The 22,142-nt window shown below is 72.6% G+C and carries 22 protein-coding genes; 12 read left to right on the forward strand and 10 right to left on the reverse strand.

Features of this window, described 5'->3' with window-relative positions; all coding sequences use genetic code 11:
* The first annotated feature begins 481 nt into the window (after window positions 1–481).
* Window positions 482–1,351, forward strand: coding sequence for a LysR family transcriptional regulator (locus ACIBQ6_RS04760; RefSeq protein WP_358292844.1), 870 nt, complete (start codon window positions 482–484; stop codon window positions 1,349–1,351).
* A 153-nt stretch (window positions 1,352–1,504) separates the two neighbouring features.
* On the opposite strand, the gene ACIBQ6_RS04765 is transcribed toward ACIBQ6_RS04760, so the two are convergent.
* Window positions 1,505–2,851: a sensor histidine kinase gene (locus tag ACIBQ6_RS04765; RefSeq protein ID WP_397210281.1), complete on the reverse strand. Its 1,347-nt coding sequence runs from the start codon at window positions 2,849–2,851 to the stop codon at window positions 1,505–1,507.
* On the reverse strand, window positions 2,844–3,518 hold the full coding sequence (locus ACIBQ6_RS04770; RefSeq protein ID WP_352328085.1) for a response regulator transcription factor: 675 nt from the start codon (window positions 3,516–3,518) through the stop codon (window positions 2,844–2,846). The genes ACIBQ6_RS04765 and ACIBQ6_RS04770 overlap by 8 nt, the downstream gene beginning before the upstream one ends.
* A gap of 127 nt (window positions 3,519–3,645) precedes the next feature.
* On the opposite strand from ACIBQ6_RS04770, the gene ACIBQ6_RS04775 reads away from it, so the two are divergent.
* From ACIBQ6_RS04775 to ACIBQ6_RS04785, 3 genes are all read left to right on the forward strand, one after another.
* Window positions 3,646–4,809 (forward strand): DUF2092 domain-containing protein, encoded by a 1,164-nt coding sequence (locus ACIBQ6_RS04775; RefSeq protein WP_358292841.1) that lies wholly within the window; start codon window positions 3,646–3,648, stop codon window positions 4,807–4,809.
* The gene (locus tag ACIBQ6_RS04780; protein WP_358292838.1) at window positions 4,806–5,783 is read left to right on the forward strand and encodes an ABC transporter ATP-binding protein; all 978 of its coding nucleotides are present in this window, start codon (window positions 4,806–4,808) and stop codon (window positions 5,781–5,783) included. The genes ACIBQ6_RS04775 and ACIBQ6_RS04780 overlap by 4 nt, the downstream gene beginning before the upstream one ends.
* A gap of 88 nt (window positions 5,784–5,871) precedes the next feature.
* The gene (locus tag ACIBQ6_RS04785) at window positions 5,872–6,822 is read left to right on the forward strand and encodes an ABC transporter permease (RefSeq protein ID WP_397210283.1); all 951 of its coding nucleotides are present in this window, start codon (window positions 5,872–5,874) and stop codon (window positions 6,820–6,822) included.
* A gap of 75 nt (window positions 6,823–6,897) precedes the next feature.
* Here ACIBQ6_RS04785 and ACIBQ6_RS04790 read toward each other — a convergent pair whose 3' ends face one another.
* The gene (locus ACIBQ6_RS04790; RefSeq protein ID WP_397210285.1) at window positions 6,898–7,632 is read right to left on the reverse strand and encodes a YcnI family protein; all 735 of its coding nucleotides are present in this window, start codon (window positions 7,630–7,632) and stop codon (window positions 6,898–6,900) included.
* Between the two features lie 49 nt (window positions 7,633–7,681).
* The gene (locus ACIBQ6_RS04795; RefSeq protein WP_397210287.1) at window positions 7,682–8,218 is read right to left on the reverse strand and encodes an MFS transporter; all 537 of its coding nucleotides are present in this window, start codon (window positions 8,216–8,218) and stop codon (window positions 7,682–7,684) included.
* A 132-nt stretch (window positions 8,219–8,350) separates the two neighbouring features.
* Here ACIBQ6_RS04795 and ACIBQ6_RS04800 point away from each other — a divergent pair, with 132 nt between their 5' ends.
* Window positions 8,351–8,842, forward strand: a complete 492-nt coding sequence (locus tag ACIBQ6_RS04800; protein ID WP_397155971.1) for a hypothetical protein — start codon at window positions 8,351–8,353, stop codon at window positions 8,840–8,842.
* Here the strand turns inward: ACIBQ6_RS04800 and ACIBQ6_RS04805 are convergent.
* The 4 genes from ACIBQ6_RS04805 to ACIBQ6_RS04820 all read right to left on the reverse strand — a co-directional run bounded on the left by ACIBQ6_RS04805 (window position 8,836) and on the right by ACIBQ6_RS04820 (window position 11,658).
* Entirely contained in the window at window positions 8,836–9,579 is a 744-nt protein-coding gene (locus ACIBQ6_RS04805; protein ID WP_397210288.1) for an ATP-binding cassette domain-containing protein, read from the reverse strand. The two genes, ACIBQ6_RS04800 and ACIBQ6_RS04805, sit on opposite strands and share 7 nt — an antisense overlap.
* A gap of 2 nt (window positions 9,580–9,581) precedes the next feature.
* Entirely contained in the window at window positions 9,582–10,370 is a 789-nt protein-coding gene (locus ACIBQ6_RS04810; RefSeq protein ID WP_397210290.1) for an ABC transporter permease, read from the reverse strand.
* Window positions 10,363–11,058, reverse strand: coding sequence for an ABC transporter permease (locus ACIBQ6_RS04815; protein ID WP_397210291.1), 696 nt, complete (start codon window positions 11,056–11,058; stop codon window positions 10,363–10,365). The genes ACIBQ6_RS04810 and ACIBQ6_RS04815 overlap by 8 nt, the downstream gene beginning before the upstream one ends.
* Window positions 11,059–11,247: 189 nt before the next feature.
* Window positions 11,248–11,658, reverse strand: a complete 411-nt coding sequence (locus tag ACIBQ6_RS04820) for a hypothetical protein (RefSeq protein ID WP_397210293.1) — start codon at window positions 11,656–11,658, stop codon at window positions 11,248–11,250.
* Between the two features lie 103 nt (window positions 11,659–11,761).
* Here ACIBQ6_RS04820 and ACIBQ6_RS04825 point away from each other — a divergent pair, with 103 nt between their 5' ends.
* From ACIBQ6_RS04825 to ACIBQ6_RS04840, 4 genes are all read left to right on the forward strand, one after another.
* Window positions 11,762–12,730: an alpha/beta hydrolase gene (locus tag ACIBQ6_RS04825; protein ID WP_358292811.1), complete on the forward strand. Its 969-nt coding sequence runs from the start codon at window positions 11,762–11,764 to the stop codon at window positions 12,728–12,730.
* A 148-nt stretch (window positions 12,731–12,878) separates the two neighbouring features.
* Entirely contained in the window at window positions 12,879–13,715 is an 837-nt protein-coding gene (locus tag ACIBQ6_RS04830) for a siderophore-interacting protein (RefSeq protein ID WP_358292808.1), read from the forward strand.
* 213 nt (window positions 13,716–13,928) lie between these two features.
* Window positions 13,929–15,497 carry a serine/threonine-protein kinase gene (locus tag ACIBQ6_RS04835; protein WP_397210295.1) on the forward strand — a complete coding sequence of 523 codons (1,569 nt, stop codon included), beginning with the start codon at window positions 13,929–13,931 and terminating at the stop codon, window positions 15,495–15,497.
* 73 nt (window positions 15,498–15,570) lie between these two features.
* On the forward strand, window positions 15,571–15,924 hold the full coding sequence (locus tag ACIBQ6_RS04840; RefSeq protein ID WP_352351545.1) for a hypothetical protein: 354 nt from the start codon (window positions 15,571–15,573) through the stop codon (window positions 15,922–15,924).
* 122 nt (window positions 15,925–16,046) lie between these two features.
* Here ACIBQ6_RS04840 and aceA read toward each other — a convergent pair whose 3' ends face one another.
* On the reverse strand, window positions 16,047–17,333 hold the full coding sequence (gene aceA / locus ACIBQ6_RS04845) for an isocitrate lyase (RefSeq protein ID WP_352351543.1): 1,287 nt from the start codon (window positions 17,331–17,333) through the stop codon (window positions 16,047–16,049).
* Between the two features lie 267 nt (window positions 17,334–17,600).
* On the opposite strand from aceA, the gene ACIBQ6_RS04850 reads away from it, so the two are divergent.
* A complete protein-coding gene (locus ACIBQ6_RS04850; protein ID WP_352351541.1) occupies window positions 17,601–19,073 on the forward strand; it encodes a helix-turn-helix domain-containing protein in 1,473 nt (490 codons plus the stop codon).
* 34 nt (window positions 19,074–19,107) lie between these two features.
* Window positions 19,108–20,052 (forward strand): glucosyl-3-phosphoglycerate synthase, encoded by a 945-nt coding sequence (locus ACIBQ6_RS04855; protein ID WP_397210296.1) that lies wholly within the window; start codon window positions 19,108–19,110, stop codon window positions 20,050–20,052.
* Between the two features lie 203 nt (window positions 20,053–20,255).
* Here the strand turns inward: ACIBQ6_RS04855 and ACIBQ6_RS04860 are convergent, their stop codons facing one another.
* Window positions 20,256–20,828 carry a TetR/AcrR family transcriptional regulator gene (locus tag ACIBQ6_RS04860; RefSeq protein ID WP_397210297.1) on the reverse strand — a complete coding sequence of 191 codons (573 nt, stop codon included), beginning with the start codon at window positions 20,826–20,828 and terminating at the stop codon, window positions 20,256–20,258.
* A gap of 87 nt (window positions 20,829–20,915) precedes the next feature.
* Here ACIBQ6_RS04860 and ACIBQ6_RS04865 point away from each other — a divergent pair, with 87 nt between their 5' ends.
* Entirely contained in the window at window positions 20,916–22,118 is a 1,203-nt protein-coding gene (locus ACIBQ6_RS04865; RefSeq protein WP_397210299.1) for an MFS transporter, read from the forward strand.
* The last annotated feature ends 24 nt before the right edge of the window (window positions 22,119–22,142 follow it).

Genomic DNA, 22,142 nt, shown 5'->3' on the forward strand with positions numbered 1-22,142 from the left:
AGGCTGCGGGGGGCCCTGCGGAGGACCCTGAGGGGGGCCCTGCGGGGGCGGCGGCTGCGGCGGATAGCCCTGCGGCTGGGGGTGCTGCGGCGGATAGGGACGGCCGGGCGGCGGACCCTGAGGAGGGCCCTGGGGCGGGGTCGGCGGCGCCTGCGGGTAGGGCTGACCGCCCTGCGGCTGCGGCTGCCGGTAGCCCGGCGGCGGCCAGGGCCGCGAAGGAGGCCGCAGGGGCTGCCCGGGCCCTTGTGGCGGAGGTGGATATTGCCCGTTTGCTGTCACCGTGTCTCCCCGTTAACCCGCTTGTCTGCAATGCACGGCTTTGCGGCAGACCCCAAAGGATCTTTGCCAAATTTGGGGCAAAAGCATACTGATTTATCACCCGTCACGGATGTAGCGGTACTCGGTCACGATCCGAAATCAATCGAGGTGATCTCCGCTATCTACCGGTCCCGGAGCAGGGCGGTGTCCTAGCTTCGTTGGCATGAATCTCCAGCAGCTCCGCTATGTGGTCGCGACTGCGGAGCACCGCACCATGACCGACGCGGCCAGGTCGCTCTACATCGCGCAGCCTGCGCTGTCCCGCGCGATCCGCGATCTTGAGCGAGAGCTCGGCATGACGCTCTTCGCCCGCTCCGGCCGCGGCGTGGTGGTCACCGCCCAGGGCCGCCGCGTGGTCAAGCTGGCGAGGGAGGCGCTCGACGCCGTGCACGAGATCGAGGGCCTGGCCAACCACGCCGGCGTGACGGAGGCCGAACTGCGCATCGCCTCCACCCCGAGTCTCGAACCGGGACTCGCGGGGCGGCTGCTCCCTGCCTACGCGGCCGAGCACCCAGGGGTACGCGTGCACATCGTGCGCTGCGACGGCCGCGACGGCGTCGTCAGCGCCATCCGGGATCAGCGGGCCGACCTCGGGCTCACCGATCTGCCCGTGCCCACCGACCTCATCACCCACCCGCTCGAACGCCAGGAGATCGTGCTGATCTCCCCGCCCGGGCTCGACCTGCCCAACCCGGTCCCCATGGGCAAGCTGCACGGCATGCGCCTGGCGCTGCCCGCCCGCGGCAGCTCGCGGCGCAGGGAGCTCGACGCCATGTTCGGCAAGTACGCCGTCACCCCCGTGGTCGTCCTGGAGACCGACGAGCGCAACGGCTGGCTGAACGCGGTCCGCGCCGGCCAGGCCTCGCTGCTGTGGTACCGCGGCATGGCCGACCAGGCCACCAGGGCGGGCCTGGTGGTGCGCTCACTCGAACCGGCCGTGCGGCGCGTCATCGCCGTGGTGCACGCACGCCGCCGCCTGCCCCTCATCGCCCAGGACTTCCTGTCCACCGCGGAGAAGGGCACAGCCGCCTGACCAGGAACGTTCCATGATCCCCCGCAGTCCCCGCCGTTGACCCCCAGCCCGCCGGCGCCCCGAGCGCGTCGCGCGGGCGAGCGTCCCCGCCGATCGCTCCCGCCGATCGCTCCCGCCGATCGCTCCCGCCGATCGCTCGGCCCCGGCGCCCGCCTAGCGGGACACCGGAAGGCGGACCACGGCACGCAGGCCCGGCGCCGCGTCCTGCAGCACCACCGTCCCGCCGTGGGCGCGCACGGTCTCCCGGACGATCGCCAGCCCCAGGCCGGCCCCACCCTCGTCCCTGCTGCGCCCGGAGTCCAGCCGGGTGAACCGGTTGAACACCCGCTCCCGGTCCTGCTCGGGGATGCCGGGCCCGTCGTCGGTCACCGTCAGCACGCCGTCGGCGGTCAGCGCCACCTCGACCTTCGAGGAGGTGTGCCGGACGGCGTTGTCCATCAGGTTCGTCAGCACCCGGCTCAGGTCGAGGGCGTCCCCGCGCACCACCACGGGGTCGCACGCGGTCAGCCGGGCCTCGCCGTACCGCTCGGCGACCTGGCGCACCACCTCGTCGAGGTTGACCGGCTCGTCGCGGGCCGGCACGCCGCCGCGCTCGTCCAGGCGGGCCAGCGCGAGCAGGTCCTCGGCCAGCCTGGACAGCCGCAGGGCGTCCTCCAGCACGCCCTCGGCGGTCTCCCGCCACTCCTGGCCCTCCGGATGGCCGAGCGCCACCTCCAGCTGGAGCCGGATGCTGGCCAGCGGGCTGCGCAGCTCGTGGGCGGCGTCGGAGACCAGCGCGCGCTGGCGCTGCTCGGCCTCCTCCAGCCGGGCCAGCATGCCGTTGAGCGTGGTGGCCAGGGCGTACACCTCGTCGCGCGACTGCGGCACCGGCAGCCGCCGGGACCGGGCCGTGTGCGTGATCTCGGCGGCGACCCGGCGCAGCGACGAGATCGGGCGCAGTGTCCTGCCGATCATCAGCCAGCTCGCCACCGCCAGCAGCACGACCAGCGCGGGCGTGCCGACCAGCAGGACGCGTCCGGCCACGCCCAGGCTCGTCTGGATCTCGCCGATCGGCCTGGCGGCCAGCACCGTCTGCCCGTGGTCGGCGCTGAGCACCACCACCCGCAGCGGCCCCGGGATCGCGTACGGCCGTCCGTCCAGGAATGTCGCCCGCCCCTCGCGCAGCACCCTGGCCCTGGCCGCCGCGTCCAGCAGCGGCACCAGCCGGTCGGTGCCGTACGTGACGTGCGTGATCCGCCCGTTGCGGTCGAGCACCTGGACGATCGTGCCGTCGTGCGTGGTGATCGGGCTGGTCAGCGTCCCGGCGTCGGCCGCCACGCGCACGGTCTGGGCCTGCTGCCTGGTCGAGGTGTCGACCGTGTCGATCAGCGCCCGGTCGAGCACCGACAGCAGCACCGAGGCCGACAGAGCCAGCGCCAGCCCCAGCACGGCGGCCGCCGCGACCGTCAGCCTGAACCGCAGCCCCTGACGCCGCCACCAGGCCATCGGGGTGTCAGCCACCGTCGCCCGCCAGCCGGTAGCCCGCGCCGCGCACGGTCTGCAGCGCGTTCCTGCCGAAGGGGGCGTCGACCTTGCGCCGCAGGTAGCCGACGTAGACCTCGACCACATTCGGGTCGGTGTCGAAGGTGTCCCACACGTGTTCCAGGATCTCCGACTTCGACACCACCTCGTCACGGCGGCGCATGAGGAACTCCAGCAGCGCGAACTCCCTCGGCGTCAGCTCCACCGGCGTCTCGCCCCGCTGCACCTTCCGGCGGGCCGGGTCGAGGGTCAGGTCGCCGGCCGCCAGCACCGACGGCCGCCGCCCCGAGTCGCGCCGCAGCAGGGCCCGGAGCCTGGCCACCAGCACCACGTACGAGAAGGGCTTGGTCAGGTAGTCGTCGGCGCCGAGGTCGAGGCCGTCGGCCATGTCGTACTCGCCGTCCTTGGCCGACAGCATGAGGATCGGCACCCAGTTCTCCTCCGCGCGCAACTGCTTGCACACGTTGTAGCCCGACAGCCTCGGCAGCATGATGTCCAGCACCACGACGTCGTAGTCGCCCTGCCGGGCCGCGTGCAGGCCCTCCTCGCCGTCGTGGGCGAGGTCCACGGCGAACCCCTCGGCCTGCAGCCCGCGCTGGAGGGCCGCGGCCATCCGCCGCTCGTCCTCGACGACCAGTACTCTCATGTGCTGATTCTCCCGTCCCTGAGCTGAGACGCCGCTGAGAAGGCTGAGAGGCGTCTCAGACAGTCTCAGGCCGGCCACAGGATGCATGCCGCAGGCTCTGGTCATCGACATACCGTTAAGGAGTGAGATGCGCAGAGGCACGTTCGTGAGGTGGGGAGTCCCGATCGCCGCGGCGGCGCTGATCGGTGGCGCGATCGGAGCCGGCCCGGTCATCGCGGCGGTGAGCGGCGAGCCCGTCCTGCCCGAGCGTTCGGCCCAGCAGCTGCTGGCCGACGCCGTGGCGGCGACGAGCAAGGGAGGCGGCCTGCCGCCCATGTCCGGCACGGTGCAGCAGACGGCCTCGCTCGGCCTGCCGTCGCTGCCCCAGACCGGCGGTGAGTCGCCGCTGAGCCTGCTGTCCGGCTCGCACGAGATCAAGGTCTGGTACGGCGGCGCCGACCGGTTCCGGGTGGCCATGCCGACCCAGCTGAACGAGACCAACCTGATCGTCAACGGCGAACAGGGCTGGTACTGGGAGAGCGCCACCAACACCGCGACCAGGTTGACCATCAAGCCGGGCACGGGCCAGGAGCACAAGCTGCCCAGCACGCCGCCGACCCAGCTGACGCCGCCGCAGGTGGCCGAGCAACTGCTGGCCAAGGCCGGCGAGCACACCGCGGTCCGCGTGATCAACACCGCTGAGGTGGCGGGCCGTCCGGTCTACCAGCTCGTCCTCGCCCCCAAGGACGAGGGCTCGCTGGTGCAGGAGGTGCGGCTCGCGCTCGACGGCGAGACCTACGTCCCGCTCCAGGTCCAGGTCTACGCCAAGGGCTCGGCCGAACCGGCCTTCCAGGTCGGCTTCACCCAGGTGACGTTCACGCCGCCGGCCGCGGAGAACTTCGCCTTCACCCCGCCCGCGGGCGCCAAGGTGGAGGAGAAGGACCTCAGCGAGCTGGGCGACGCCAAGCGCGCTGAGCAGCACGCCGAGCAGGCCGAGAAGGTCGCCGGCGAGCTCAAGGTCGTCGGCGACGGGTGGACGACCGTGGCCGTCCTGCCGTTCAAGCCGGAGGACCTCACGGCGGCCGGCCGTCCGGCGGCGGGCGAGGGCCCGACGCCCGGCGACGGCTCGAAGGCCGACGTGGGGGCGCTGGCCGACACCGTCCTGAAGTCGGCCACGCCGGTGAGCGGCACGTGGGGCTCGGGCCGGCTGATCAGGACGAAGCTCGTCACCGTCCTGCTGACCGACGACGGCCGCCTGCTGGCCGGCGCGGTCACCCCGGAGGAGATCACCCAGGCGGCGGGCGTCAGGTGACCACCGCCGTCACGCAGGAAGCGGGGGCGCCCTTCGGGGCGGCCCCGCCCTCCGGGGAGCACGCCATCGTCACGCGCGGCCTGACCAAGCGTTTCCGCGGCGGCCAGGTGGCCGTGGACGCGCTCGACCTGGCGGTGCCGCGCGGCTCGGTCTTCGGCTTCCTCGGGCCCAACGGCTCGGGCAAGACCACGACCATCCGCATGCTGCTGGGCCTCATCGCGCCCACCGAGGGGGAGCACTCCCTGCTCGGGCTGCCGCTGCCGCGGGCGCTGCCCCGGGTGGGGGCGGTGGTGGAGGGGCCGGCGTTCTACCCGTACCTGTCGGGCGAGGCCAACCTGATGCGCTTCGACGCCGCCGACCCCACGGCGGTGCGCCGCACCGCGCGGGCGCGCGTCGCCGCCGCGCTCGACCGGGTGGGCCTGTCGGCCGCGGCCGGCAAGCGCTACCGCAACTATTCGCTCGGCATGCGCCAGCGGCTGGCCATCGCGGCCGCGCTGCTCGGCCCGCGCGAGCTGCTCGTCCTGGACGAGCCGACCAACGGCCTCGACCCGCAGGGCACCCGCGAGGTGCGCGCGCTGGTCAAGGACATCGCCGCCGGCGGCACCACCGTCTTCGTCTCCTCGCACCTGCTGGCCGAGGTCGAGCAGATGTGCACGCACGCCGCCATCATGCGGACCGGCAAGCTGGCCGCCCAGGGCACGATCGCCTCGCTGAACGGCGGCCTGGCCACGCGCGTCCGGGTCGAGACACCCGACGTGGCCGACGCCGCGCGGGTGCTCGGCGGGCTGGGGCTGGCCGACGTGCGGCGCGGCGACGCCGACGTGACGGCCGAGCTGGGCGGCCACGCGCCGGAGCGGATCAACGCCGCGCTGGTCGGCGAAGGGGTCGCCGTACGGGGGCTGGCCGTGCTGCGGCCGAGCCTGGAGGACGTGTTCGTCGGACTGACGGGGGAGGGCTTCGATGTCGACGGCTGACACCTCGGCGCCGGACGCTGGGACACACGCGCCGCGGACGCGGGACACCGGGGCGCCGCAGGCGCGGGACGGCCGGTCCGATGGGCGCATGCCCGGCCTGGTGCCCGTGACCGAGACGCTGCGCACGGTGGAGCGGCACACACCGGACCCGGCCCGACAGGCCGCGGCCGTCCCGGCGCGGGACTCCGGGACGGACGCCGCCGACGGCCCGCGGCGGGCGAGGTGGGCGTTCTGGCGGCTGCTCGGCTCGGAGCTGGGCCTGACCTTCCGCCGGCCGCGCAACCTGGTGATGCTGGCCGTGCTCGCCTCCGTGCCGGCCGTCCTCGGCCTCGCCCTGCGCGCGTTCGGCGGCGACGACCGCGACGGGATGGGCGGGTTCATCCAGAGCGTGGCGGGCAACAGCCTCATGCTCACGTTCGTCGCGTTCTCGTTCCTCGTGCTGCTGCTGATGCCGGTCGCCGTCAGCGTGGTCGCCGGTGACTCGGTGGCCGGGGAGGCGGGCGGCGGCACCCTGCGCTACCTGCTGGCCGCGCCCGCGGGACGCACCCGCCTGCTGGCCGTCAAATACCTCAACGCGGTCGTCTTCGCCTACGCCGTCACGGCGGTGGTGGCGCTGTCGGCGCTGGTCACCGGGCTGATCCTGTTCCCGGCCGGGCCGGTGACGCTGCTGTCGGGCACGACGATCTCCATGGGCGAGGGGCTGCTGCGCATCCTCATCGCCGTCGGCTACGTCGGGGCCGGCATGGCGGCGCTGGCGGCCGTCGCGCTGGCGCTGTCGACGTTCACCGAGGTGTCCATCGGGGCGGTGGCCGCCACGCTCGTGCTGGTGGTCGTCTGCCAGGTGCTGCGGGCCTTCCCCGAGCTGAGCGCGGTGACGCCGTACCTGCTGCCGACCAGGTTCACCAACTTCGACGCGGTGCTGCGCAGCCCGATGGACCTGTCGGCGCTGCGGGACGGGCTGCTGGCCTTCGGCGCCTACATCGTGCTGTTCTGCTCGATCGCGTGGGCGCGCTTCTCCGGCAAGGACATCACGTCCTGACCGGGCGGCGCGTCCCCGGCCGGGCGAGGATGCCCGGCCGGGGACGCCGCGTCGCGAGGGTCAGGGGCGCGAGGGTCAGGCCGACCGGCGGCGCAGGCCCAGGGCGCCGACGACGACGCCGATGACGCCGACGACCAGCCCGGCGCCGCCCAGCAGGCGGGCCGTGCCGTCGGAGGAGGAGGCCGCGGAGGCCGCCACCGGCGCCACCGACGGGCCCGTGGCGGCGGCCGGCGCGGCCGAGGCCGGCGCGCTCGCGGCGGAGTGGTGGTCGTCGTCGCCGGAGGCCGGGACGAGCTTCAGCGTGGGAACGGGGTGCTCGGCCTCGGTGCCGTCGGACTTGGGCGCGTCGGCCCAGTCGACCACCTCGCCGCCGGAGTAGGTCTGCTTCGTCGGGAACGTCAGCGAGTCGACGTCCTTGGGGAGCTGGCCCATGGACACCTCGAACTCCTGGAACTCACCCGGGTTGATCTTGCCGCCGGACCACACGACCGTGGTGACGGCCTCCTCCAGGTCGCCGTACTCCGTCTTGACCGGCTTGGGCAGCTTGCCCTCGGTGACCTTGACGTCCCAGCCCGGCACGGGCTTGACCGACACGAACGCCAGCGGATGGTCGGTGGGGAAGCTGACCTGGACCTTGGTCGTGGCGGCGTTGTCCCGCTCGTTGGGCACCCGGAAGGCGACCTTGGTGAACCCGCCCTGCTCGGCGGTGCCCGGGTTGATGGAGACGTGGGCCAGCGCGGGCAGCGCCAGGCCGGCGGTGAGGGCGGTGGCGGCGGCGAGCACGGTCGCCGCGCGACGGACGAAGGACATGGCGGAACTCCACTTCGGAAAATGACAGGGGTCTACGGGTGTCAGCAGGTCAGGCGGGAAGTGGAGGACCACGCCTGGCCACCCGGTGCCGGAACTCCGGCTGCGGGGGGACCACCCTGGTGTGCACGACCGGGACGCCCGGCCGCACCGCGGGCACGACCGCGAGCAGCGGCGGCACGAGCCGCAACCCCAGCCGGCGCAGCAGCGACCACAGCACGATCTCGCCGCGCGAGAGCCACCAGCCGGTCATCAGGGTCGCCGTGAGGTGCGCGAGCAGCATGCCCGCGTTGACGGCCAGGCCCTGGCCGTGGCCGTGCTCGAAGACGTAGGAGGACGGGCTGCCGCCCGCGAAGAGTTCGTGCAGGCCGAACTGCGCCACACCCAGCACGACGTTGATCAGCGGCGCCGAGCGTTCCCTGCCGGACAGCGCCAGCCCCAGGCCGGACACCGCCACCAGGCCCAGCGCAGCCGCCCACGGCCCCGGACGCCCGCCGCCGCCCGCCATGTGGGCGAGGGCAGCGAGGGTCACGCAGACGGCGGCGAAGGCGGCCGTCCGCGCGAGCCGGAGGGGAAGTCGCGCACGCATGTGTGCCACATGGTCTCACGAGGCTCCCTCGCATGAGACCCCTAACTTCCGGGCGGGCTGATGCCTGGTCCGGAAATGGCATTTGTCGCTAGGGTCGTGCCGAGCGCGTTGACATTCGCGTTGACATTTGAGGTGAGAACGTTGCGGCACTTAGCAGGTTTGCTCATCGGCGTCGTGGTCACGGCGGCCGTCCTCGGGGGTGGCGGATGGGCCGTGCAGCAGGCCCTCGCCAGCGCGGCGATCACCCCGCCGCCGCCCGACAACCAGAAGATGTGGATCGCCCTCGGCGCCATGGCCGCGGTCGGGCTGGTCGTCGGCCTCGTCGTGGCCGGCCGGATCTCGCCGCTGGCCACGTTCGTGCCCTCGATGGTGCTGCTGGCCTGGACCGTCGTCTACGCCCTCGACACCGGCAGGGCGCTGTCCCTCATCCCCGACCAGGCGTCGGTCCACCAGATCGTCCTGGACGCCGGCGCGGGCGACAGGACCCTGCTCACCACGGGCGTGCTGGCCCTGCTCGGCGTGGTCCTGTTCATCCCCGTGCTGATGCCCTCCCGCTGGTCGCGCCCGCACGACGACCTCGACGACGACGACTACGAGACCACGCAGGAGGGCGGCTACTACTGAGTGCCGGTGTAGAGCCTGGTCACCACGTCCTCGATGGTGGCCTGCTCCGGCGCCGTGGCCATGAGCTCGGCGAGCGTCCCGTCGAAGGCCAGCCGGCCGTGGTCGATCAGCATGATCCGGCGGCACAGGCGCTCGATGTCGCCGAGGTCGTGCGTGGTCAGCAGCACGGTCGTGCCGCGTTCGGCGTTCTGCCGCTTCAGGAAGCCGCGGATGCTGGCCTTGCTGACCACGTCGAGGCCGACGGTCGGCTCGTCCAGCACCAGCACGTCGGGCGCGTGCAGCAGCGCCGCGGCCAGGTCGCCGCGCATGCGCTGCCCCAGGCTGAGCTGACGCACCGGGGTGCGCAGGAAGGAGCCGAGGTCGAGGGTCTCGGTCAGCTCGGCCAGCCGGACCCGGAAGGTTCCACGATCTACTTTGTAAAGGTGCCGGACCAGTTCGAAGCTGTCCTTGAGCGGCAGGTCCCACCACAGGGTCGTCCGCTGGCCGAACACCACGCCGATGCGCCGGGCGAGCGTGGTGCGCCGGCGCGAGGGGTCGAGCCCGGCCACCCGCACCGAGCCGGTGGTGGGGGTGAGGATGCCGCACAACATCTTGATCGTGGTGGACTTGCCCGCGCCGTTGGGCCCGAGGTAGCCGACGAACTCGCCGGCCGGCACGCTGAACGACAGATCGCGTACGGCGTGCACGACAGTGCGCCTGACCTTGAACGAGCGTCCCGCTTCGCGCAGCTCGATCATCGTTAACTCCCCGTCGATCGGTAGTGCCTGATGCCCTGCCGCCAGGCCGCCGCGGCGGCCAGGGCGAGGACCAGCGCGGCGGCCGGTCCGAGGAAGCGCATGAACCCGGGCGTGCCGAACGGGTCGTCCCGGCCCAGGACGTAGAGGCCGGGCTGCCAGTTGACGAAGGCCAGGGGCAGCGCGTACGTGACGCCGCGGACCAGGTCGCGGGCGTAGATGCTGAGGGGGTACTGGCTGAGCTGGTGGGTGCCGTAGGTGAAGGTGTTGACCACCTCCGGGGCGTCGGTCAGCGCGAACTGCAGCGCGCCGGCGAGCGTCCAGAGCGCGGTGAAGATGACGAGGCCGGTGACGATCATGACGGGGATCATCCAGGCCCGCCGCCAGTCGAGGCCGAGCGCGGCGACGGCGTAGGCGAGCACGGCCACGGCCTGGACGACGCGGCCGATCCTGGTGGGCGCGAAGCGGTCGGCGGCGATCTGGATCCACGCGGCGGCCGGGCGGATGAGGATCGTGTCGAGCGTGCCGGCCTTGATGTGCTGGCTGATGCGGTCGAGGTTGCTGACGAAGGTGTCGCAGACGGTGAAGGAGACGGCGGAGGCGCCGTACAGGAACAGCACCTCCTCGCGGGTGAAGCCGGCCAGGGTGGTGGTGTTGGCGAAGACGACGAGGATGGCCGCGACGTCGATCGCCCCCGTGACCAGGCCGAACACGACCATCAGGGCGAAGGAGAGGCGGTAGGCGGCCGCGGCGCGGGTCCAGGTCCAGGCCAGCAGGAAGTACGTCCTAACCACCCTGGATCACCACCTTGTGGCGGACGGCGCGGGTGGCCAGCAGGCCGAGGGTGAACAGCGTCGCCGCCCAGAACGCCTGGAGGGCGAGCGTCTGCCCGACGGGGGCCTTGCCCAGGTAGAGGTCGGCGGGCGCCTGGACCATGGAGGCCCACGGCAGGGCTCTGACCACCTCGCCCAGCGGGCCGGGGAACAGGTGGAGGGGGAGCATCATGCCGCTGAAGAACGTCGTCAGGACCAGGGACACGACGGCCACGCCGCGGTCGTCGGCGAGCCAGCAGACCGACAGCGCGACGAGGTAGCGCCAGCCGAAGCTGATGAGCACGCCGACGAGGCAGCCGGTCAGGGCCGCCGCCCATGCGGCCGGGGAGGCGGGGGTGGTGATGCCGAACAGGGCCGCGCCGAGCAGGAGCGGCGGGAGGCTGCGCACCAGCAGCAGGTACGCGGCCCGGCCCAGGTCCTCGGCCAGCGACCAGAGCTGGAGCGAGGCGGGGCGGACCAGGTCGAGCGCGATGTCGCCGCTGCGGATGCGCTCGGGGATGGCCAGGCCGCCGCCGAACAGCATCATCGGGCCGATGAGGGCCTGGGTGACGAAGCAGTAGGTGACGGCGTCGGTGATGTCGTAGCCGGCCAGGCCGGGGCGGGCCTGCCACAGGGCGATGAGGACGTAGGCGCGCAGGACGCCGAACACGCTGTTGGTGAACGCGCCGGCGAGCGCGGCCCAGACGTAGACGGCGTGTTTGCGGAAGCCGTACCGGACGAGGCGGGCGTAGAGGGGAATGGTGGCTCACCTCCCGAGAGTGAGGACACGGTCACGCGCCGTGCCGGGGATCGGGCACGGGTCCGCCTTGGCGGAAGCCTGGAATTATCCGCCGGTGGGTCAGCGGTCCGCAACGCGATAAACGAAGCGCAGGCCCGACCAGGTCTCGTCGATGGCCGCGACCTTGTTGTCGACCAGCCCGGCGGCCAGGCCGAAGTCGCGGACGAGGCGGTCCGACAGGGCGGTGGGGATGCCGGAGGCGGGTTTGATCCGGCAGATCCACAGGCCGCCGTTCCTGGCCGGCGCGGCCTTGGCCGGGGGGAACGCGCGGTACAGGGTGGCGGCGTCGGGGCAGAAGAGCAGCACGACGTCGTACGCGGGACGTGCGCCGGCGGGCTGGTCCTGCTCGCGGTGCACGGTGGCGGCGGGTTCGCCGAGGTCGAGGCCGGCGGGGGCGGCGAGGGCCAGGACCTGGTGTCCCGGCTTGATGCCGAGCTTGCGGGGGAGCGGAGTTCCCGAATATCCCGCCATATCCCCAGAGTCGCACAAGGCCGGAATATTCGCGTCAGGGACGAGATCCTTACTGGCCGGTAGAGCCCTGGCGTTCCGGGAAGAAAAGGGGTGGAGGACCGTCATGCGCATCAACAAGGACGTGGCACCCGACTACCCCTTGAGCTGGCAGGCCAGGGCCCTGACCTCGGTCATGTGGGGCACCCTGAAGCCCGCCTCCTCGGTGCTGATGCGTCATCCGCTGGCCCTGATCGGCGCGGCCCGCCTGGGCGAGCTGGCACAGCTGATGCCGGTGCGCCTTCCCGAGCACGCCGTCGTCGCGCCCGCCGAGGGGCCGGACTGCGGCGGCGAGTGGGTCCGCGCCGGCCGGGTGGACGAGCGCAAGGCGCTGCTCTACTTCCATGGCGGCGGCTACTTCTCGTGCTCGCCGCGTACCCACCGGCCCATCACCTGGCGGCTGTCGGCCGTGGCCCGGCGGCCGGTCCTCGCGCTGGACTACCGGCAGGGGCCGGTGCACCCGCTGGCCGACTCCCTGGCCGACGCGCTGGACGCCTACGAGTGCCTGATGCGCAACGGGCACGCCCCCGAGGACATCGTCATCGCCGGGGACTCGGCGGGCGGGCACCTGACGCTGGCCACCCTGCTGGCGCTGCGCGACCGCGGCCTGCCGACGCCCGCCGCGGCGATCTGCCTGTCGCCGTGGGCGGACCTGACCGACATCCCGCGCCGCGCCAACCGCTGGCACGACCCCATGTTGCCGGCGGGCCGGGTGCGCTGGCTGGCCCGCCACTGGACCTGCGGGCTCGATCCGTGGGACCCGCTCGTCTCGCCGGTGCACGGCGACTTCACCGGCCTGCCGCCGCTGATGATCGTCACCGGCTCCACGGAGGTGCTGCGGGACGAGGCCCGCCGGGTGGCCGAGCGGGCCCGGGAGGCGGGGGTGCCGGTGCGGTACGAGGAGTGGCGGCGCATGCCGCACGCGTTCCCCATCCTGGCCGACGTGCTGCCGGAGGCGCGGCTGGCCTTCCGGCACATGTCGGCGTTCCTGGAGGCGGTCGCGGCCCGTGCGGCGGGGGATTCGGCGGCGGCCTGACTGGGCCTGCTGCGTCAGGGTAGCTTGAGCTGATATTTCACAGTTTGGGGTTGCGCGCGGCGGACGGCGTCCAGGCGTTGCGGTGGCCATGCGCGTCAATCCCACTGTAAGGTTAGGTATACCTAACTAACATATGGGGGCTGAAGTGATGGCTGACAAGCCCACGGACCACCATCGGGGCGTCGTCCTGCGGACCGAGCGGCTCTCCCCGCACATGATCCGCATCGTGGTCGGCGGCGACGGCCTGCGTGACTTCGCCTGCCGCGGCCTCACCGACCATTACGTGAAACTCGTCTTCCCGCACGAGGGCGTGGACTACCCCGAGCCCTTCAGCGTCAAGCACGTGCGCGAGACCATGCCGCGCGAGCTCTGGCCGCGTCTGCGCACCTACACCGTGCGCGCCTGGGACCCCGACGCCCTTGAGCTGACCCTCGACTTCGTCCACCACGGCCACAAGGGCCTGGCCGGGCCGTGGGCCGCCGCGGCCCGGCCCGGCGACGTCGTGCTGATGCTGGGCCCCGGCGGCGGATACGCGCCCGACCCCGAGGCCGCCTGGCACCTGCTGGTGGGCGACGAGAGCGCGCTGCCGGCCATCGCCGCCTCCCTGGAGGCGCTGCCCGACGGCGCCCTGGCCCACGTCCTGCTGGAGGTGGACGGCCCCGGGGACGAGCTGAAGCTCGGCACGGCCGCCGACGCGCGGATCACCTGGCTGTACCGGGGCGCGCGGCCCGTCGGCCAGGCGCTGGTGGAGGCGGTGCGCGCGCTGGAGTTCCCCGAGGGGGACGTGCACGCGTTCGTCCACGGCGAGGCCGGTTTCGTCAAGGAGCTCCGCCGCCACCTGCGGCTGGAGCGGGGCGTGCCGATGGAGCGGCTGTCCATCTCCGGCTACTGGCGCATCGGCGTCGACGACGAGGGCTGGCGGGCGGTCAAGAACGACTGGAACCGCGAGGTCGAGGCCGACGAGGCCCGCGCCCTGGCCTCCTGATCGCCTGAAAGTCCGCCAATCACCAAAAACCACTTCAGAACGTTCCAACCCAGTACTTACTAACCTTCCGGGCACGAACGCCTTACCTTCGATACCCCTTGCGCAAGACATGCGGAAAGGGCCCCCGGATGCCGCCACAGTGTGCCTTGCCGTGTCCCCCACAGGAGAGGCGAGACCCGGATGGCGCGTGGTGCGAGCGACATGCCTCCTGGCGTGCGACCGCTTACGGTGGGCGACCCGGTCGTCATCGGCCGGTACCTTCTCCTCGGCCGCCTGGGGACGGGCGGGATGGGAGTGGTGTACCTGGCCGAACACCCGCAAGGCGGCCTGGTCGCGCTCAAGACGCCGCACGCGGTACATCTCCACGATGCCACGTTGCGGGCGCGTTTCGCCGAGGAAGTGGCTTTCTCGCGGAGATTGGTGCCTTTCTGCACCGCCGCCGTCATCGAGGACGGCGTCGAGGACGGCCGTCCGTACCTGGTCACCGAGTACATCCCTGGGCCCGCGCTGTCCCAGGTGGTCAAGGCCGGGGGAGCGCTCACGCCCGACCTCGCCTATGGCGTGGCACTCGGCGTGGCCGCCGCGCTCGTCGCCGTGCACGAGGCCGGTCTGGTGCACCGCGACCTCAAGCCCGGCAACGTGCTGCTGTCGCCCGGAGGGCCGCGGGTCATCGACTTCGGCATCGCCTGCGACGTGGACACCCTCGCCGCCCACACCCAGGCCGGCCAGGTCATGGGCAGTCCCGGCTGGGTGGCGCCCGAGCGGCTGACCGGCGGCCCCGCCCTGCCCGCCTCGGACGTGTTCGCGTGGGGCTGCCTGGTGGCCTACGCCGCGAGCGGGCACCACCCGTTCGGCGGCGGCGAGGCGGACGTGCTGACCCGGCGCATCCTGTTCGACCCGCCGCGTCTGGACGGCGTGCCCGTCCTGCTGCGCCCGGCCGTGGAGGCGGCGCTGGCCAAGGACCCGGCTTCCCGTCCCGGATCGGCCGGCCTGCTGCGGGCGCTGCTGGCCTCCGGGGGCGTGGGCGATCCGTGGGACCTGCGCCGGGCGGTCTCCGACGTGCTGGACGGGAGCTGGGCCGAGGTGCCCTGTCCGGCGGGCGGCGGGGCGGGCCACCCGGTCACATCGGCGGCGGAACCGGCCGGGTCCGAGCGCGGGAGCAGGCGCAGGAGCAGGGCGAAGGCCGGGGCGCACCTGTCGCACGCCAGCTTCGCCGCGCTGGCCACGGTCTCGATCGCGGCGATCACCGTGATCGCGGCCTCCGGCGGGGACGCCCTGAGCCTCGGCGGCGGCTCGCTGCTGCCCGAGCCCGCGGTCGTGCAGCCCCAGGACAGCGCCCGGCCGAGCGAGCGGCCTGCGGCGACCCCCGACGGCGTCCGGCCGTCCGTCCACGCGGCGCCCCCGGCGAGCGCGGCGCCCACGGCGAGCGCGGCGAGCGCGGCCACGCCCGCGGTGTCCGGCACGCGTTTCCGCACGCCGGGCGGGCACGTCGCGAGCCTCACCTCCGAACCCGACCGGTGGTCCGACGACTTCCGCCGGTCCCGCCCGTCTCGTGCCGCCCGCCCGTCCGGCACGTCCGGGCCGGGCGATCTGGGTGATCCGGGCGGGGCGGAGCCCGGTCCGTGCGCCGGCCCGGCAGGTCGCCACCGTGGGGACGGGGGCCGCCGCGACTGCCCGCGGCCGTCGGGCTCGATCAGCACGATCCCCCAGGACGGCCCCGGCGAGTCGTCCGGCCCCACCGTCTCGGGCCCGGCCACCCCGACGGCCACCGGAGCGTCCTGACCGCGCATGCCTCATGATCGAGGTGAGCGGGGGAAGCGTGGTCCCCCTCCCGCACCCGAGAGCGAGGCCGTACATGAGCTACTACGACATTGAGGGCAACCCCATCAGCCCGGCGCGGGCGCAGGAGCTGCTGGCCGACCGCGCCCGGCGCACGATCGGGGACGACCGCGTCGGCACCGCCGCGGGAACGTTCCGCATCCGCACCCTGCACCTGGTGCTCGACCAGGCCGACGGCGGGACGGTGCCGCTGCTGTTCGAGTCGACCGTGCGCCTGTCGCCGCCCGGCGCCGATCCGGGGACGGGCGGCGAGGAGGTGCTCAGCCTGCACTGGTCCACCAGGCAGCAGGCCGAGGACGCGCACGCCCAGCTCGTCCGCGACATCACCGAGCGGCAGGACCTGCCGTCGTGGGCCCGGGAGGGCGGCTGATCACATGACGGGCATCGAAGGGACAGGAAAAAAGGGGGGCCGCGCCGGGCTGGGGGAGCCGGCGCGGCCCTTCGCCGGGGGAACCGTCCCATGCCCTGGAGGTGGCCGGCGAGATCAGAAGATCAGTGGTGGAACTGCTCCTCCTCGGTGGAGCCCTTGAGCGCGGTCGTCGAGGAGTCGGGCGCGACGGCCGTGCTGACCAGGTCGAAGTAGCCGGTGCCGACCTCGCGCTGGTGCCTGGTCGCGGTGTATCCGCGCGACTCGGCGGCGAACTCGGCCTCCTGGAGCTCGACGTAGGCCGTCATGCCGTCGGTGGCGTAGCCCTGGGCGAGGTCGAACATCGAGTAGTTCAGCGAGTGGAACCCGGCCAGCGTGATGAACTGGAACTTGTATCCCATGTGCCCGAGTTCGCGCTGGAACTTGGCGATCGTGGAGTCGTCCAGGTGCGCCTTCCAGTTGAACGACGGCGAGCAGTTGTAGGCGAGCATCTGGTCCGGGTAGCGGGCCTTGATCGCCTCGGCGAACTCGCGGGCCACGTCCAGGTCCGGCGTGCCGGTCTCCATCCACAGCAGGTCGGAGTAGGGGGCGTAGGCCAGGCCGCGGGCGATGCAGGAGTCCACGCCGTTGCGCACCCGGTAGAAGCCCTCGGCGGTGCGCTCGCCGGTGGTGAAGGCCTGGTCGCGCGGGTCCACGTCACTGGTCAGGAGCGTCGCGGCCTGTGCGTCGGTCCGCGCGACGATCAGTGAGGGGACGCCGCACACGTCGGCGGCCAGCCGCGCGGCGTTGAGCGTCTTGATGTGCTGGCCGGTCGGGATCAGCACCTTGCCGCCCAGGTGGCCGCACTTCTTCTCGGAGGCGAGCTGGTCCTCCCAGTGCACGCCCGCGGCGCCGGCCGCGATCATGCCCTTCATCAGCTCGAACGCGTTCAGCACGCCGCCGAACCCGGCCTCGGCGTCGGCCACGATCGGCGCCAGCCAGTGCGGCGCGTCCGGCACGCCCTCCGACCAGGTGATCTGGTCGGCGCGCAGCAGCGCGTTGTTGATGCGGCGCACGACGGCGGGCACGGAGTTGGCCGGGTAGAGGCTCTGGTCCGGGTAGGTCTGGCCGCCGAGGTTGGCGTCCGCGGCCACCTGCCAGCCGGACAGGTAGATCGCCTTCAGCCCGGCCTTCACCTGCTGGACGGCCTGGTTGCCGGTCAGCGCGCCGAGGGCGTTGACGTAGTCCTCGGTGTGCAGCAGGTCCCACAGACGCTCGGCGCCGAGCCGGGCCAGCGTGTGCTCCTCCTGGACGCTTCCCCTCAACCGGATCACGTCCTGCGCGCTGTACGTGCGCTCGACGCCCGCCCAGCGAGGGTCGTTCTCCCACTTGTCCTGCAGCTGCTCCGCAGCTCCCTTGAGGCGATCGTTCATCGTTCGCTCCTTTGTCGTCCCCTGGGGCTCACGTCGATGATCTGCCCGGAGGCCGCGGGTCAATAGGCTCCAGAGCTGAGAAGAAGCGTCAAAGTTTCCAGGACGTGCATTACTCGTGGGTATTCAGATGAGAAGAAATCGCAAGTTTTCCTGTTGGCCTAGACCAATCCTCATCCCGAACCGCACGCGGCTCGCGCGTCCCGCTGCGACGCGCCCTGGGTGTCCAAAGGCTAGAAAATGGGCCGAATTTCTGTCTAAGATGCCTGTATGGCGTCCCTGCTAGGCGAAGAACCGCTGTCTTTGACGCAGGAGCTCGATCTGATCGCGTTCGGCCAGCGTCTGCGCCACCTGCGCAAACAGCGCGGCCTCACCCTGTCGGACCTGGGCTCGCGCGTCAGCAGGGCGCCCAGCCAGCTGTCGCTGCTCGAGAACGGCAAGCGCGAGCCCAAGCTCTCGCTGCTCAAGTCCCTGGCGACCGCGCTGGGCGTCCCCGTCGAGGAGCTGCTGCGCCGTCAGCCGCCCAACCGGCGCGCCCAGCTGGAGATCGCGCTGGAGGAGGCGCAGCGCGACCCCATCTACGCCGGTCTCGGCCTGCCCCGGCTCAAGGTGTCCGCACGCGTGCCCAACGACGTCCTGGAACACCTGCTCGGCCTGTACGGCGAGCTGCGCGCCCGGCAGGCCCGCGGCACCGCCACCCCCGAGGAGGCCAGGGCCGCCAACGCCGAGCTGCGGCGCAGGCAGCGCGAGGTGGGCAACTACTTCCCCGACATCGAGAAGGCCGCGGCCGAGGCCCTCGACGCCGTCGGCTACCGCACCGGAGCCCTGTCCCAGAGCACGATCCAGGGCCTGGTCACGCACTTCGGCTACACCGTCCACACCGCCCAGGACCTGCCGCGCTCGGTGCGTTCCATCACCGACCTGCGTAACCGGCGCATCTACGTCAAACACGAGCAGCTCGGCATGCACACCCCGCGCACGATCCTGCTCCAGACGCTCGGGCACCTCGCGCTCGGCCACGGCAAGCCGCGCGACTTCGCCGACTTCCTGCGCCAGCGCACCGAGGCCAACTACTTCGCCGCCGCCGTGCTCGTGCCCGAACGGGCCGCCGCCCCCTACCTCCAGGAGGCCAAGGCGGCGCGGGCGCTGTCGGTGGAGGACCTGCGGGACGTGTTCGCCGTCTCCTACGAGATGGCCGCCCACCGCTTCACCAACCTGGCCACCCACCACCTGGGCCTCGTCTGTCACTTCGTGCGCAACGACGCCGGTGGCACCATCTACAAGGCGTACGAGAACGACGGCATCGTCTTCCCCGCCGACGAGCAGGGGGCCATCGAGGGGCAACGGATGTGCCTGCAGTGGTCGGGGCGGCAGGTGTTCGCCTCGCCCGACCGGTTCTCGGTGTTCTACCAGTATTCCGACTCGCCCACCGGCACCTATTTCTGCGTCGCGCACGTCGATCCCTCGCGGGAACGGGACTTCGCGATCACGCTGGGGGTGCCGTACCGGGAGTCGCGGTGGTTCCGGGGCCGGGAGACCACCAACCGCACCAAATCCAGCTGCCCCAACGGCGACTGCTGCCGCCGTCCGCCCGCTGAGCTGGCCGAACGCTGGGAGGGCTACGCCTGGCCGTCCGCGCGGGCCAATTCGCACATCCTGGCCGCCCTGCCGCCCGGGTCGTTCCCGGGTGTGGACGAGGCAGACGTCTATACCTTCCTGGAGCGTCACGCGACCCTCGCATAAGCTGACAAGCGGGGGAACGGGGGAGGTGTCGCACATGCTGCCTGATGTGCGGAAATGGTGGCATCGCCGAACGTCGTGCGCCGCGGACTGGCCGCTGCGCGACCTCGTGGCGGCCAAGGGGGGCACCACGGTGAGCGTGGTCCTGCCGGCCCGCGACGAACGGGAGACCGTGGGGGAGATCGTCCAGGTGATCCGGCGGGAGCTGGACGGCCTGGTGGACGAGCTCGTCGTCATCGACTCGTGCTCGGCCGACGACACCGCCCGCGTGGCGGCGCGGGCCGGGGCCGCCGTGCACGCCCAGCGCGACATCCTGCCCGAGCTCGCACCGCTGGAGGGCAAGGGCGAGGCCCTGTGGAAGTCGCTGGCGGTCACCTCCGGCGACGTGGTGGCCTTCGCCGACGCCGACATCAGGCACTTCCGCGCCTCGCTGGTCGCCGGGGTGCTCGGGCCGCTGCTCACCGATCCCACCGTCGCCTACGCCAAGGGCTGTTACGACCGTCCGCTGAACGGCGCGCCCAACGGCGGCGGCCGCGTCACCGAGCTGGTCGCCCGCCCGCTGCTCAACCTGCACTGGCCCGAACTGGCCGGTTTCGTGCAACCCCTCGCCGGGGAGTACGCCGGCCGCCGCTCGGCCCTGGAACGCGTGCCGTTCCTGACCGGGTACGGGGTGGAGCTCGGCCTGCTCATCGACCTGCTGGACCTGGCCGGGCTGGACGGCCTGGCCCAGGTGGACCTGGGCTCGCGCGAGCACGCCCCGCAGTCGACGGAGGCGCTCGGGGGGATGGCGGCCCAGATCATGCTGGCCGCGTGGTCGCGGCTGCGGCGCCAGGGGAAGATCGAGGCCCGTCAGGCGCCGGGGGTGGAGCTGGCCCAGTTCCGGCGGTGCGAGGGCGGCCACGACGTCCTGACCCGCCAGGTCGCCATCGGCGAACGCCCCCCGATGCTCACCCTGCCCCGCCCCACCCCACCACCTCCGTGAGGCTCCGTGAGGCTCACGCCGCGCACGGCGTGCCTCCGTGACGCCTCCCGCCGCCTCGGCCTGCCGACGCGGCCGGCTCAGCCGCCCTTGGCCTGCCTTCGGGAGGATGCGCCACAGCGGTCGGCCCTCTTCGGCACGGCGCCCTGTCCTTGCCTGCTCCTTGACCGGCCTGCGGCGTCAGCGGGCGGGCGACCCGGGAGGCGCTACTTGAGGGCCGCTGTCACGAAGGCGCTGATCTGGTCGCGGATGGCGTCGTGGTCGTCGGCGTCGTCGCCCAGCATGATCCGCCCGAGCTGCGGCATCATCGACGGGAACAGCGCGAGCCCGGTCAGCATGAACAGCATGCGCGCCGTCGCCTTCGACGGCTCCTCGCCGCGCCCCTCGGCCAGCGAGGCCGCCTTGCGCGCACACCGCTCGACCCTGGCCTCCTGGCCGGGCAGCAGCTCCTGGCCGCGGTAGTTGAGCGCCTCCCACATGAGCAGCCGGACCAGGTCGGGATGGCGCCGGTAGTAGTCGGTCAGCCGGGCCACGTAGTCGACGGGGTCGGCGCCGGGCAGGGCGATCTGCGACGTCAGGTCGTCGAGCGCCTCGTTGATGACGGCGTCGAACAACTTCTCCTTGTTGCCGAAATGCCCGTAGATGCGCTCTTTGTTGACGCCGGCACGCTCCGCGATGCGATCCACGCGCGCCCCCGCCACGCCGTACGCGGCGAACTCCTCGCGGGCGGCTTCGAGCAGGGCGGCCCGGGTGGCGGCGGTCGAGACCTTGGGTGACATGCCACCATTCTGCCATCAACAACTAGTTGGTTGAAAACCAACTAACTAGTTGACGTCCAACTGGTTGGTTGGCTACCGTCCTCTCCCATGGCACTCACGCTTCCTCGTACGGCGGCCGCTCCGGCAGTCCGTACCGATTACGCCCGCTTTGGCCGCACCCTGTTGGCGTTCACCCTCACCGCGGTCCTGTGCAGCGGCCAGTTGTACATCGTGATCCCCCTGCTGCACGACATGGCGACCGGCTGGCACGCCTCACCCGGCGGCCTGACCTGGCTGGTCACCGCGTTCGGCGCCGGCTACGGCATCGGGTTCCTGGTGTTCGGCCCCCTTTCCGACCGGTACGGCCGCCGCCGCCTGCTGATGGCCGGTCTGCCGCTTGCCGCGTTGACCAGCGCGTTGGTGTCGTTGAGCCCGAACGTCGAGGTGGCCCTGGTGTTGCGTGTCCTGCAGGGGGTGGCCGTGGCGATGTTCCCGCCCGCCGGCATGGCCTACCTGGTCGAACGGCTGGAGCCGCGGCGCCGTGTGATCGCCATCGCCGCGGTGACCGGCGCATTCCTGGCCTCGGCCGTGTTGTTGCAGGTCGCCGCACAGGTGCTGGTCGAGACGATCGGCTGGCGGGGGCTGTTCCTGCTGTCGGCCGCCGGTTTCGCCCTCGCCGGGCTCGGCCTGCGCGCCGTCATGCTGCCCGACCTGCCGCGCGAGGCGGCCGGGTCGCTGCTGTCGGCCTACCGCGCGGTGCCCGGCCTGCTGTTCGACCGGGTGCTCGCGCTGCGCTACCTGGCGACGGTCATGCTGATGGCCGGGTTCGTCGCCGTCTACACCGGGTTGCAGATCTACGGCGGCACGTCCGCCGCCGACCTGCTCACGTTGCGCGCCTCCGGGCTGCCCTCGATCGTGCTGATGCCGGTGCTCATGCCGTGGCTGGCCCGGATCCCCGCCACGGCCAGGGCCGCCGCGTTCCTGGCCGTGGGCGCGCTCGCCCTGGCGGCCGTCGCGTTCAGCGGGGCCGGCGCCCTCGGCCTGGTGCTCCTGCTGGCCGTCTACGTCGCCGCCATCACCGGCGGCCTGCCCAGCATGAACGAGGCCATCTCCGCACAGGCCGGACCGGCCCGCGGCACGGCGCTCGCGCTGTTCTCCTTCGCCCTCGCCGTCGGCGGCAGCGTCGGCCCGCAGCTCGCGGCCGCCTTCGGCGGGTTCACCCCGCTGGTGTACGGCCTGGCGATCGGCATGGGCGTGGCCGCCCTGGCCGTCCTCGCCTCCGCCCACCGCTCCACCCCTACCGCCCGCTGACCGACCCGACCCGTCCCCCAGGCC

Origin of the sequence: Nonomuraea sp. NPDC049655, assembly GCF_044465465.1 — a bacterium.
Classification (GTDB): domain Bacteria; phylum Actinomycetota; class Actinomycetes; order Streptosporangiales; family Streptosporangiaceae; genus Nonomuraea.